8 protein-coding genes are annotated in these 12,816 nt (G+C 71.4%); 2 read left to right on the plus strand and 6 right to left on the minus strand.

Annotation, left to right across the window (positions count from 1 at the left end; all coding sequences use genetic code 11):
• Positions 1-323: 323 nt before the first annotated feature.
• The gene (locus ACWEK3_RS10470) at positions 324-986 is read left to right on the plus strand and encodes a bifunctional DNA primase/polymerase (protein ID WP_450545256.1); all 663 of its coding nucleotides are present in this window, start codon (positions 324-326) and stop codon (positions 984-986) included.
• 974 nt (positions 987-1,960) lie between these two features.
• Here the strand turns inward: ACWEK3_RS10470 and ftsY are convergent.
• The 5 genes from ftsY to ACWEK3_RS10495 all read right to left on the minus strand — a co-directional run bounded on the left by ftsY (position 1,961) and on the right by ACWEK3_RS10495 (position 9,916).
• Positions 1,961-3,169, minus strand: a complete 1,209-nt coding sequence (gene ftsY / locus ACWEK3_RS10475) for a signal recognition particle-docking protein FtsY (protein ID WP_361416393.1) — start codon at positions 3,167-3,169, stop codon at positions 1,961-1,963.
• A gap of 172 nt (positions 3,170-3,341) precedes the next feature.
• Positions 3,342-4,757 carry a sugar porter family MFS transporter gene (locus ACWEK3_RS10480; RefSeq protein ID WP_453249485.1) on the minus strand — a complete coding sequence of 472 codons (1,416 nt, stop codon included), beginning with the start codon at positions 4,755-4,757 and terminating at the stop codon, positions 3,342-3,344.
• Positions 4,758-5,034: 277 nt separating this feature from the next.
• On the minus strand, positions 5,035-8,808 hold the full coding sequence (locus ACWEK3_RS10485; protein ID WP_453249486.1) for an AAA family ATPase: 3,774 nt from the start codon (positions 8,806-8,808) through the stop codon (positions 5,035-5,037).
• Positions 8,809-9,049: 241 nt separating this feature from the next.
• Positions 9,050-9,253, minus strand: a complete 204-nt coding sequence (locus ACWEK3_RS10490) for a hypothetical protein (protein ID WP_009190853.1) — start codon at positions 9,251-9,253, stop codon at positions 9,050-9,052.
• Between the two features lie 381 nt (positions 9,254-9,634).
• Complete coding sequence (locus ACWEK3_RS10495; RefSeq protein WP_361416386.1) at positions 9,635-9,916, minus strand: acylphosphatase; 282 nt, start codon at positions 9,914-9,916, stop codon at positions 9,635-9,637.
• A 167-nt stretch (positions 9,917-10,083) separates the two neighbouring features.
• Between ACWEK3_RS10495 and ACWEK3_RS10500 the strand changes: the two genes are divergently transcribed.
• Positions 10,084-11,220, plus strand: coding sequence for a CAP domain-containing protein (locus tag ACWEK3_RS10500; protein WP_453249487.1), 1,137 nt, complete (start codon positions 10,084-10,086; stop codon positions 11,218-11,220).
• A 20-nt stretch (positions 11,221-11,240) separates the two neighbouring features.
• Here ACWEK3_RS10500 and ACWEK3_RS10505 read toward each other — a convergent pair whose 3' ends face one another.
• The gene (locus ACWEK3_RS10505) at positions 11,241-12,482 is read right to left on the minus strand and encodes a tyrosine-type recombinase/integrase (RefSeq protein WP_453249488.1); all 1,242 of its coding nucleotides are present in this window, start codon (positions 12,480-12,482) and stop codon (positions 11,241-11,243) included.
• Positions 12,483-12,816 lie beyond the last annotated feature (334 nt).

Here is a 12,816-nt window from a genome sequence, read left to right on the forward strand (position 1 = left end):
CATACCCACGAGTGCATGTGCCCCCAGGCCTCGCACACTCACAGTAATCCTACGATCACCCGCTCAGCCACATGGATCCCTGAAACGCCACCATTCGCCACCCCTTCGAATGAACCCTCGGTTGCCTCTGCGCGATTCACTTGACATAGGACAGTCACGGGCGAGTGGAGCGGTGCACGCGAGGGCGCGCATCGCCGGACGCACCACCCGCGGCGCTTCCGCACACCGCACGGACCCGGCCGGGCCGGGGAGAGGCTGAAACAGAGAGTGACGGTCGGCATCCGCTTCGTAACCATCGGGGCGGTGGACCCGTTGGAGGGGGCATGGGCTTCACGATCGGCGGCATTCGCGAGATCCGCTCCGGCACGCGGCGGCGCGGCCGGTCGTACCGCTCGTCGGAGTGCACGGCGGTGGCCGAGTACACCGGGCTGTGGGGCTGGGACGTGGTGCGGGGCGCGCGGGCCGTCGGCGGCGCGTGCTCCTGCGGCCGCACGAACTGCCCGGCTCCGGGCGCCCACCCCCTGGAGTTCGCGCCCGAGATCCCGGCCGGGGCCACGCTCGACGAGGTGACCAGGGCGTGGCGGGAGCTGCCGGGGGCCGCGGTGATGCTGGCCGTCGGCCGCGTCTTCGACGTCATCGAGGTCGCGGAGCCGGCCGGGCGCCGCGCCCTGGCCCGGCTGGAGCGCATGGGCCTTCCCCTCGGCCCGGTGACCGCCACCCCGGACGGCCGGGCCCAGTTCTTCGTCGCCCGCGGCGCCGCCGCCGAGCTGCCCGCCCTGCTCTACCGCCTGGGCTGGGACGATCCCGCCGCCCTCGACCTGCGCGGCCTCGGCCCCGGCACGTTCCTCACGGCCCCGCCGTCCGACCGCGGCGGCCGCGGCCCGGTCCGCTGGCTCCGCCCGCCCGCCCTGGACACGGCCAAGCCACCCCAGCCCCGCCTCCTCCTGGGCACCCTGGCCTACGTGGCCCACCGGTCGCGGGCGTAGCCGGAGGACGGAACCCGAACGGCGGCACCGGGGACACCTGTCGGTGAGTGGGTGCGGGGCGTCCTGTAGAGCAGGGTCGCCCACGGGGTCAGCCCGCCGAACGGGGCCGGGGCTCGACCCCGCCGACCGGGTCGCCCATGGATTCAGTCCCGCCGAGCGCGACCGCCGCGGGCTCAGCCCCGCGGAACACGAGGGCTATGGGCTTTCCGTCAAGGGGTGCGCGGGGGTAGTGCGTGCACGGCGCTCGCCGACAAGCGGGCCCGCCCTCGGCAGCAGGCCGAAAATGCCTCGCGGGCCGCATCCCTCGCGCGGCGCCTGGCCGGGCGGACGACGCGGGATCCGTCCGGACGCGGCGAGCCCGTGGCCCGAGCGGCCAGGCGGCCGGGGCAGGTGCCCGCGGCCCGTACGTTTGGCAGGGCCCTCGGCTCGTGTGCCGGACGGATCTGGCCCGTACGGGCGACGCCCCACGGCGGGACCAGTGTCCTGTGCGGGTGCACGTGTCCGGGTGGTGGCGGCGCATACGTGTGCTTACGCGGCGCCGTGCGACTCGGCGCGTGTCCGCGCCCGCCGGTGTCCCGCGCTGGGCATCGAGGCCGCGACGGCCGACTTCCACGAGGAGGCCGCCAAGGTCGGCTGAGTCCGATAGCTGCCGATCGCCGAGGACGGTGAACCCGTCGGGCCAGCCCGCGCCGTGTACAGGCGCGGGGCGGACTGAGGCCGAAGGTGCCGGCGTCCGGCCGGGGCCGTTCCGGGAGCGGTAGCGGGGAGCTCGGCCCGACGGGCCGCCGGAGCGACGAAGCGTCCGGGTGTCGTGGCTTCCCGGCGGCCGGGGCAGGGACTCGTCCTGCGGCCCGCGGCTCGGCGTGCCGGGCCCGGCTCGGCGTGCCGGTCCCGCAGACGCTCGGCGTTCCGGTCCCGCAGACGGAAGCGCCCGCCCCGGTGGTTTCGGGGCGGGCGCTGTGGAGGGTGAGGAGTCAGTCTCCGATGAGGGCGTCGACGAAGGCCTCCGGTTCGAAGGGGGCCAGGTCGTCCGGGCCCTCGCCGAGGCCGACCAGCTTGACCGGCACACCCAGCTCGCGCTGGACGGCGACCACGATGCCGCCCTTGGCCGTACCGTCCAGCTTGGTGAGCACGATGCCCGTGATGTCGACGACCTCGGCGAAGACGCGGGCCTGGACCAGGCCGTTCTGGCCGGTGGTCGCGTCGAGCACGAGCAGCACCTCGTCCAGCGGCGCGTGCTTCTCCACGACGCGCTTGACCTTGCCGAGCTCGTCCATGAGGCCGGTCTTGGTGTGCAGGCGGCCGGCGGTGTCGATGAGCACCACGTCGGCGCCCATCTCCTTGCCGTCCTTCACCGCGTCGAAGGCGACGGAGGCGGGGTCGCCGGCCTCCGGGCCGCGCACGGTGTAGGCGCCGACCCGCTCGCCCCAGGTCTGCAGCTGGTCGGCGGCGGCCGCGCGGAAGGTGTCGGCGGCGCCCAGCACGACGCTGCGGCCGTCGGCGACCAGGACACGGGCGAGCTTGCCGGTCGTCGTGGTCTTGCCGGTGCCGTTGACGCCGACGACCATCACGATGCCCGGCTTGCTGGTGGCCGGCTCGGTCTTCACCGTGCGGTCCATGTCGGGGCCGATCAGCGTGAGCAGCTCCTCGCGCAGCAGCCCGCGCAGCTGCTCGGGGGTGCGGGTGCCGAGCACGCGCACGCGCTCGCGCAGCCGGTCGACCAGCTCCTGGGTGGGCTGCACACCGACGTCGGCGGTCAGCAGGGTGTCCTCGATCTCCTCCCACGTGTCCTCGTCGAGATTCTCGCGGGACAACAGGATGAGCAGGCCCTTGCCCAGGGCGTTCTGCGAGCGGGAGAGGCGGGTGCGCAGCCGCACCAGACGGCCGGCGGTGGGCTCGGGCACCTCGATCGGGGGTGCCGGAAGCTCCTCGACGGGCGGCTCCTCGACGGCGACGGGAGCCGAGCCGTCGGGCAGATCCACCTCCTCGATCGTCCGCCGCGGCTCCTCTCGCGGCGTCTCGGCCTCCTCGCCGACGTGTGGCTCGGCCGGAGGGGCGGTGATGTCGGGCGCCGAGGGCGGCGGCGGGGGCGGCGGCTTCCTCCGCCGGCTGCCGACGATGAGCCCGCCGAGCGCGCCGAGCACGACCACGGCGATAACTACAGCAAGGATGATGGTTTCCATAACGCGTCCAGTATGCGCGACTACCTGGGCGGTCAGTGGTAGTCCCGACGGAGCCGCGTGCCCCTGGAATGACGGGCCCGCCGGCCGCCCGGCGCACACGGGGTGGAACGCCCCCGGCGAGCACGTACTGCCCCGGCTCGGTGCGTGAGCCGGGGCAGTGAGGCAGGGGCGGTTACCCCATCTCCTCCAGCGCCTTGCCCTTCGTCTCCTTGACGAACTTCAGGACGAACGGAATGGAGAGCGCGGCGAAGGCCGTGTAGATGACGTAGGTCCAGGAGAGGTTCCAGTCGGCCAGCGACGGGAAGCTCGCGGTGATGGCCCAGTTGGCGATCCACTGCGCGGAGGCTGCCACGCCCAGGGCGGCGGCGCGGATCTTGTTCGGGAACATCTCGCCGAGCAGGACCCAGACGACCACACCCCAGGACAGGGCGAAGAAGAGGACGAAGACGTGGGCCGCGATCAGCGCGACCCAGCCCTGGGTGGCCGGCAGCTTGCCGCCGACCAGGGGGTACGAGAACGCCCAGGCCTCCAGGGCCAGGCCGACGACCATGCCGCACGAGCCGATGAGCGCGAGCGGCTTGCGACCGATGCGGTCCACGAAGATCATCGCGATCACGGTGCCGACGATGTTGATGATCGACGTCGTGAACGAGTAGAGGAACGACTCCGTCGGGTTGACGCCGACCGACTGCCACAGCGTCGCGGAGTAGTAGAACGCGACGTTGATGCCGACGAACTGCTGGAAGGCCGACAGGCCGATGCCGATCCAGACGATCCGCTTGAAGAGGAAGCTGCCGCCGAGCAGGTCCTTGAAGGTGGACTTGTGCTCGCGCTTCATGGCGGTCTCGATCTCGGCCACGCGGGCGTCGAGGTCGATGTGGTCGCCCTCGACCTCGGCGAGGATCCGGCGGGCCCGGTCACGGCGGCCGACGGAGAGCAGGAAGCGCGGGGACTCAGGGATGGCGAAGGAGAGCAGTCCGTACAGGATGGCCGGGACGACCATCACGCCGAGCATGACCTGCCAGGCCTCCAGGCCCATCAGCCGGCCGCGCTGGTTGCCTCCGGCGGCGTTGAGCAGACCCCAGTTGACCAGCTGGGAGATGGCGATGCCGACGACGATCGCGGCCTGCTGGAAGGAGCCGAGGCGGCCGCGGTAGGCGGGCGGGGCGACCTCGGCGATGTAGGCGGGGCCGATGACCGAGGCCATGCCGATGGCGAAGCCGCCGACGATCCGCCAGAAGGCGAGGTCCCACAGGGCGAACGGCAGGGCCGAGCCGACGGCGCTGATGGTGAACAGGGTCGCGGCGATCCGCATGCAGCGGATGCGGCCGATGCGGTCGGCTATACGGCCCGCGGTCGCGGCGCCGATCGCGCAGCCGATGAGGGCGATGGCGATGACCTGAGCCAGTTCCGCGGATCCGATGCCGTAGCGGCTCCGGATGGCCTCGACGGCGCCGTTGATCACGGAGCTGTCGTATCCGAACAGGAAGCCGCCCATGGCGGCGGCCGCGGTGATGAAGATGACGTGCCCGAGATGTTCGGGGTGAGCCGTCCGGGCTCCGGGCCCTGGGGCCTGCGTTGTGGTCACGTGTACTCCTCGGGCACACCGGCAGCACTGCCGGGGTGGAGATCAACCCCTCCAGATGATGTGATCTGAAGATAAAAACTACGACACAGAGATTATGCCTTCATCTTCCGAAGTCAATATCACCCCTTCTGAGGACAATCAGTGGCCATACACCATGGACAGCCCGGGACTTTGAATCAAGTGTTGTAGTCAAGCTGCGGACATGGTCCGTCTACCCCGAAGTGACGGAGGCACGCGAGATCCCCGGCACCACACGTGCCGGGGCGCTGACGCAGTGCTAACGCAGGCGCTGGCTGATGACCTTCGACACACCGTCGCCCTGCATGGAGACGCCGTAGAGCGCGTCGGCGACCTCCATCGTGCGCTTCTGGTGCGTGATCACGATCAGCTGCGAGGCCTCCTGAAGCTCCTGCATGATCCGGATCAGCCTTTGGAGGTTGGTGTCGTCGAGTGCCGCCTCGACCTCGTCCATGACGTAGAAGGGGCTCGGACGGGCCTTGAAGATCGACACGAGCAGCGCGACGGCGGTCAGCGACCGCTCGCCGCCGGAGAGCAGGGAGAGCCGCTTGACCTTCTTGCCCGGCGGACGTGCCTCGACGTCCACGCCCGTGGTGAGCATGTTGTCGGGGTCGGTCAGTACGAGCCGGCCCTCGCCGCCCGGGAAGAGCCGGCCGAAGACGCCCTCGAACTGGCGGGCGGTGTCCCGGTAGGCCTCAGTGAAGACCTGCTCGACGCGCTCGTCGACCTCCTTGACGACCTGGAGCAGGTCGGCGCGAGTCTTCTTGAGGTCCTCGAGCTGCTCGCTGAGGAACTTGTGGCGTTCCTCCAGCGCCGCGAACTCCTCCAGAGCCAGCGGGTTGACCTTGCCGAGTTGCTGGTAGGCGCGTTCGGCGGCCTTCAGCCGCTTCTCCTGCTCGGCCCGCACGTAGGGACGGGGCCGGTTGCGGGGGTGCTGCGGGTCCTCCGGCAGCTGCTCCCCCTCGGCGGGCGGCGAGGGCGGGACGAGCTGGTGCGGCCCGTACTCCGCCATCAGGCCCGCCGGTTCGACCCCGAGCTCCTCCAGTGCCCTGGTCTCCAGCTGCTCGATGCGCAGCCGCTTCTCGGCGCCGAGCACCTCGCCCCGGTGGACCGAGTCAGTCAGCTTGTCGAGTTCGGCCTTGAGCTCCCGGCCCTCGGTGCGGGCGGCGGTCAGCTCCTGCTCGCGCCGGGCCTTGGCGGCCTCGGCGGCGGCCCGCTCCTCCTCGGCGCGGGCCACGGAGACCTCGACGTGCGCCAGCAGCTGCCGGGCGCCGGAGGCGACCGCCGAGGCGACCTCCGCCTCGTGGCGCAGCCGGGCGCGCCGCTGCTCCGCACGCGCGCGTGACTCGCGTTCGACGCGGGCGGCCCGGTCCAGTGAGTCGGCCCTGCCGGCCAGCCCCCTGACCCGTTCCTCATGCGTACGGACCTGGAGGCGGGCCTCCATCTCGGTCTGGCGGGCGTTGGCGCCGTCGGCCGCGAGCCGGTCGCGTGCGAAGGTGTCGGGCTCCTCCTCGATCGGCGTCTCCTCGGCCACGGCGAGCCGCTCGGCGAGTTCCTCCACCTCCTGGAGGGCGTTGTCGAGGGCCTCCTGGGCGCGGGCGGCGGCGGCCGCGGACCGCTCGGCCTCCCCGGCGGCGCCGCGCGCCTGCCCGGCGAGCCTGCCCAGTTGCTGGGCGACGGCCGACTTCTCCCGGTCGGCGGTCCGCCGCCGCTCCCCCAGTTCCTCGACCAGTGCCGTGCACCGGCCGCGCCGCTCGGCGGCCCGCTGCTGGTCCTCGGTCAGCTCCTCGCACCGCACGGCGAGCCGCTCCAGCTCGGCGGCGGCCTCGTCCACGGAGGCCTGCACCTCCAGCAGACTGGGCGCCCCCGCGGAGCCGCCCTGTGCGAAGTACGCCCCGAGCAGATCCCCTTCTCCGGTCACGGCGGTCAGCTCGGGTCGGGCGAGGACCAGATCCTCCGCGTCCTCCAGCGTCCCCACCACGACGATTCCCCGCAGCAGCCACCGCACGGCGGGCATGAGCCCGGCGGGACCGCGCACGAACTCGGCGGCGAAGGGGTGCCCGGACACGGGGGTGCCGGTGGTGGCGGATGCGCCCGCCGCACCGCTCCCACCCGCGTCGGCGGCTGCCACGCCCCCGGCCGCCGATGGACCGGCGCAGGCCTCGGAGGTCGTGGCCTCGGCCGGTCGGGGGGCGTCCGGCGTGCCCGGCGAGGTGGTGGGCGTTGTCGGGGCCGCCGTCGGCGCAGGCTGCGGGGCGCTCGGGAGGGCTTCGCCCTGCGGCGTGGCCGCTCCGGTCGTGGGGGTTTCGGGTGAGGGACCCGCGAGGAGCAGGGCGGCTCGCCCCGCGTCCTGTTTGCGCAGCAGGCGGAGGGCGTCGGCGGCGGCGGAGGGGGTGGTCACGGCCAGGGCGTCGGCGGCGGTACCGAAGGCGGTGGCCAGGGGGGTTTCGTAGCCGGGGGTGACCGTCAGGAGTTCGGCGGCGGGGCCCAGCAGGCCGGTGAGGCGGTCCTTGGCGTCCAGCAGGGCGCCCGTGCCGTCCTTGCGGCGCAGGCCCAGGGCGAGGGCGTCGTGCCGGGCCTGGGTCGCGGCCCGCCTGCGTTCGGCCCCGGTGACCGCCTCTCGGGCGGCGGTGAGGGCGGCCTCCGCCTCGGCCAGTGCCGCCTTCGCCGCCTCGTGCCGCCCGGCCAGTTCCTCGTCGCCCGCGTCGAGGCCGTCGACCTCGGCCTTGAGCGCCTCGTACTCCTCCTGGGCGTGGACGGCCCGTTCCTGGGCCTCGTCCCGGGCGGCGGCCAGCCGCTCGATCTCGGCCTGGACGGAGGCGGCGCGGGAACGTGCCGCGTTCACCTGGCCGCCCAGCCGGGCCAGGCCCTCGCGGCGGTCGGCGATGGCGCGGGCCGCGTCCTTCAGGCGCCGCTCCTCGACGGCCAGTTCCCGCTCCAGCTCGGCGCGGTGGCCGATGGTGTCGTCCAGGGCGCGCTGGGCCGCCTCCAGGGTCGCCTCCAGCTCGGCTTCCTGTTCGCGTACGCGTTGGGCCTCGTGCTCCAGTTCCTCGGGGTCGCGACCGCGCCGTTCCTCGGGTGGCGCGGAGGTGGCGCTGTGCACACGCGCATCGGCGAGCGAGATCGTGCCGCGCACACGTTCGGCGAGCTGGGACAGTTCGTACCAGGTCTGCTGGGCGCGCTGGAGGCGCGGGACGAGCCGGCGCACCTCGTCCTCCAGCAGGGCCTCGCGCTGGAGGGCCTTCTTCAGTTCCTGCTCGGCGGTTTCCTTGCGTTCCTTCAGGGCCGCCTCGTCGGCGACCTCGGCCTTCAGGGCCTCGCGCAGGCCGACGAGGTCGTCGGCCAGGAGCCGCAGGCGCGCGTCCCTCAGGTCCGCCTGGATGACCGCGGCTCTGCGCGCGACCGCCGCCTGCCGGCCCAACGGCTTGAGCTGGCGGCGCAGTTCGTCGGTGAGGTCCTGCACACGCGCGAGGTTGGCCTGCATCGCGTCCAGTTTCCTGAGCGCCTTCTCCTTGCGCTTGCGGTGCTTGAGGACGCCCGCGGCCTCCTCGATGAAGGCGCGGCGGCCCATGGGGTCGGCGTGCAGGACGGAGTCGAGCTGGCCCTGGCCGACGATGACGTGCATCTCGCGGCCGATGCCGGAGTCGGAGAGCAGTTCCTGGATGTCGAGCAGCCGGCAGGTGTCGCCGTTGATCTGGTACTCGCTGCCGCCGTTGCGGAACATGATCCGCGTGATGGTGACCTCGGCGTACTCGATGGGCAGGGCCCCGTCGGAGTTGTCGATGGTCAGGGACACCTCGGCGCGGCCGAGCGGCGGACGGCCGGTGGTGCCGGCGAAGATGACGTCCTCCATCTTGCCGCCGCGCAGCGATTTGGCGCCCTGTTCGCCCATGACCCAGCTGAGCGCGTCCACGACATTGGACTTGCCCGAGCCGTTCGGTCCTACGACACACGTGATCCCCGGCTCGAACCGGAGCGTGGTCGCCGAGGCGAACGACTTGAACCCGCGGAGGGTCAGGGCCTTGAGGTGCACGCCGCCGGACTTTACCGGCCGTCGCTACCCCACTCCACGAACCCCCGCAACCTCGCGGTTTCACCTTTGAATATGCAGGGCACACCAAAAGTTAAAGACGGCGAAAGGACGCGCGGGGGCAGCAAAGGCGGGGCAAGAAGGGCGGGGGAAGAAGGAAGGGACGCCGAAGCGTCCCTTGCAACTCTGACACCTGAGCGGTTGACGGGCAGCCCAACCACTGTGTCGTTGTGCGATGCAGTGATCAGGTGAGCGCAGGCTCCGCCTGGTGTGCGTCGACTCGCTCCATGATCCTGTCGTGAGAAGCGGCAGCCGTCAGGGCGTCGTTCTCCGCCTGGATCCGCACAAGCTCGGATTCCAGGTCCTGGACGCGCTGCTGGAGCCGTCGCATCTCGGCGAGGAGTCGAGGGTCGGAGCCGCCGACGTAACCGAGAAGCGCCTTTGCCATGATGGATGGTCCTCCACACTGAGTGACCGACCGAAGCGGTGTGGGTCGTGAGGGATTCGCACCCGTGGTGCTTGGCACTGCCTGAGTTGTGGTGCCGTTCATCCATGCCAAACAGCTAAGGTGCGCGGGCTTTCAGCGTCTCACCAAAAAGTTTGACGGTCAACACGATCACGCCCCGTATCCATGGGCGTCCCGGGGGCGCGCGACCGGAAACCAGGTGGCGCTGCGACTCCTGCGGGCCCCTCGGGGCGTGCGGATCATCCTGCTGAGCGGAGCCTCCCACGCCGCGCGTTTCTTGGCAACCACCTGCTCCTTTTCCCTCCGGGCAGATGCCTGTGGCAGTTCCCGCCGCCGCCGGCGGACCCGCACCGCGCCACACGATCAGCGGATGGCGAAGCCGTCGTACCCACCGCGCGGTGTGTCCCAGATCTCGGTGACACCGTCCACACGTCCGGGCGTGTCGCCGCCCTGCAACCAGTCCAGGAGTTTCTGGCACCCCTCGCGGGCCCCCTCGGCGACCACTTGCACGCGCCCGTCCCCGAGGTTGAGGGCGAAACCGCTCAGGCCCCCGATCTCCAGCGCCCTGGCCCGGGTGAACCAGCGGAAACCCACTCCCTGGACTCGTCCGCGGACCCAGGCGACCAGTCGAACATCCTCGCTCATGGGTGCAACCTAACCGGCCAATGTCTCTCGGGGCACCTCCGCCTCTCGCGCCATGCGGTACCGTCCCGATCCAATGAATCTCATCTGAAACTCACTCGATTGAGTGAGTTGGGTTGACCGCGTCGGCTCAGGGCGCGCGTCGACAGAGAGACGAGGAAGGCCAGCACATGGGACGCCACCGACGCTCGGACGCCGGCCGCGCCGCCACGGGCCGCGCCACGGGGGACAGTCGGACGCACGGCTCGTACGAGCGGGACCGTGATCCGTGGGACAGCCACCCGCAGGACGACGACGGCCGCCTGGGCATCGCGCCCTACCTGAACCCGGATCTGTACGCCGACCCCCACACCAGGCCCCACGAGTACCTCTTCGACACCGACGACGGCGGCGCGCGCGCCAGGACCACCGTGGTCTTCCCCTCCGAGGGCTTCAGCCCGGCGGACGGACCGTGGGAGCGGGGGCACCGCCGGAAGAAGAAGGCCGCGACACCGGTCCGCACGGGGCTCCTCGGGGTCTCCGCCGCGGTCGCCCTCGGCACCGTCGCGGTCGCCACCGGCGCGGTGCCCGGGCTCGAGAACTACAAGCTGGGCGGCCCGAACGGCGGCGCCGACAAGGTGCAGGCCGCGGGCTCGCCGACGAACAGCGAGAGCCCGCAGGGCGGCACCTCCGGCAGCGCCGACGCCGACCCGGGCGGCACCTCCCGGGGCTCCACGACGAGCCGCGACGCGGACCGGTCCACGTCACCGGAGCGGTCCACCTCCGAGTCGGCCCCGGCCTCCGCGCCGGATGCGGACCCGGCGTCGGCCACACCCACGAAGGCGCCGGAGGCGAAGCCGACCACGGCGCCGGAGAAGCCGGAGACCGCGCCGGCCGAGACCACCACCAAGGCACCGCCGAAGACCCAGGCCCCGACCGCCGTCTCCACGCAGGCCGCCGTCGAGGCCGAGGTGCTCAGGCTCGTCAACGAGGAACGGACGAAGGTCGGGTGCAGCGCGCTGACGGCGAGCAGCGCGCTGGCCGGCCTCGCCCAGGACTTCAGCGGGGCCATGGCCGACGAGAACTTCTTCGACCACACCGATCCCAGCGGCGCCTCGCCGTGGGACAGGGCGGCGAAGCTCGGCATCACCGGCCTCGGCGGCGAGAACATAGCCCGCGGGCAGGCCGACGCCGCGGCGGTGATGGACGCCTGGATGAACAGCCCCGGCCACCGCGCCAACATACTGAACTGCGACTTCAAGACCCTGGGCGTCGGTGTGCACTTCGGCTCCGGCGGTCCGTGGTGGACGCAGGACTTCGGGTACTGAGATAACCGCAGGTCAGAGGCCTAATCCCGCTCCTGGGCCGTCTCGGGGCCGTCTTCCGTAGGTTCGCCGTCCTGGAACACGCGATCCCCGGCAGCCCGGGTGCGGGTCTCGCTGGTCGGCATCAGGTGCGTGTACGTGCGCAGCGTGAAGCCGGGGTCATGGTGGCCCAGGTACTCACTGAGAGCCTTGATGCTCTCCCCCGCGTCCAGGAGCACCGAGGCGTAGAAGTGCCTCAGCGCGTGCATGCCGTTATCCCTCCCGGTCTCCAAGCCCGCAGCGCGAAGAGCAGGCCGCCACACGCGATCGTTGAAGCGATTCCGATCGAGGGCCAGGCCCATGGAGCCGGTGAAGATCAGCGTCGCCGTGACCGGAGGGCCGTCAAGCGTCTTCCACGGCAGGGTGACCTCTACGGCCGGGTGACGCTCCAGGTGCGCAGCCAGCGCGAAGGCCACCGACTCAGGCAGGGGCACGTCACGTTCCTTGCCTCCCTTGGGTGGGGCGAACACGGGCCGATGACGTTGCAGCAGCTTGACTGGCCGGACCACGTGCATCACCCCATCGAGGAAGTTCACGTCTTCCACGGCCAGGCCGAAGGCCTCCCCCTGTCGCAGGCCGCATCCGGCAGCGACGTTCACGAGAGCCTGGTAGCTCTCCGGTAAGGCCGCTCGAACGGCCATGACTCGCTCGGCAGGCCAAGGCTTGACCTTGCGAGGCTCAAGGCGAGGAGCCCGCACCGACCGAGCGCTGCACGGGTTCACGCGAATGACCCGGTCCTCTACGGCAGCCGTGAAGACCGTGGAGACGTGCGCGAAGATCCCACGCCGGTAACCGGCCGACAGCCCTCGGTCCTCCAAGGTGCGCAGCCACAGCCGGAGATGGGACGGGGTGAAGGAGCCCATCGGCCGCGTGCCCAGGTAGGGGATCGCGTGGAGCCGTAACCGGCTCTCGACGGACTCCCGCGTCAGGGGGTCCGTGACCTGCGTGGTCATCCACTCCGTGGCGTACTGCTCGAACGTGACCTTGCCAGCGTCCGGGCTGACGTAGTCGCCGCGCGACATGTCCGCCTCGATGTTGGCGAGCCACTGTTCCGCCTTGCGCTTCTGCCTGTCCGGGAAGCTCTTGGACTTCTCGGAGCCGTCCGGCCCGATGTAGCGAGCTCGGTAGCGCAGGCCAACGCCGAAGCGGTCGGTCTTGGCCTTGAGGGTCTTGCCGTCCGGTCCCGGTTCGCTCTTGTACCAACGGTCTTGGATGTGTCCGGCCATCAGGCAGCCTCTTCCATCTGGGACTCGACCCAGACGCGGACGTCTTCGGGGTCGAAGCGGAGGTGCCGGCCTCTGGGACCAAGAAGTCCTCATGGGCTGGTAAAGCCGCTACACCGACCGCGTGCCCACGCACAGGCTCTAGGGCCTGTCCGACGGGTCGCGTCACCGACCCCGCACCCGACAGCACTGTCACCCGAATGGCGCAACATGACGTGCCACCCACATGGGTGAGGATCAACCTGACTAGTGCACCAACCGAGGTAATCCGTGAAAGGGGAACCGAATGCGCATTCGACGAATCCTCGCCGCCGTCAGCGCCACGGCAGCCCTCGCC

It is taken from the genome of Streptomyces sp. NPDC004721 (assembly GCF_053601495.1).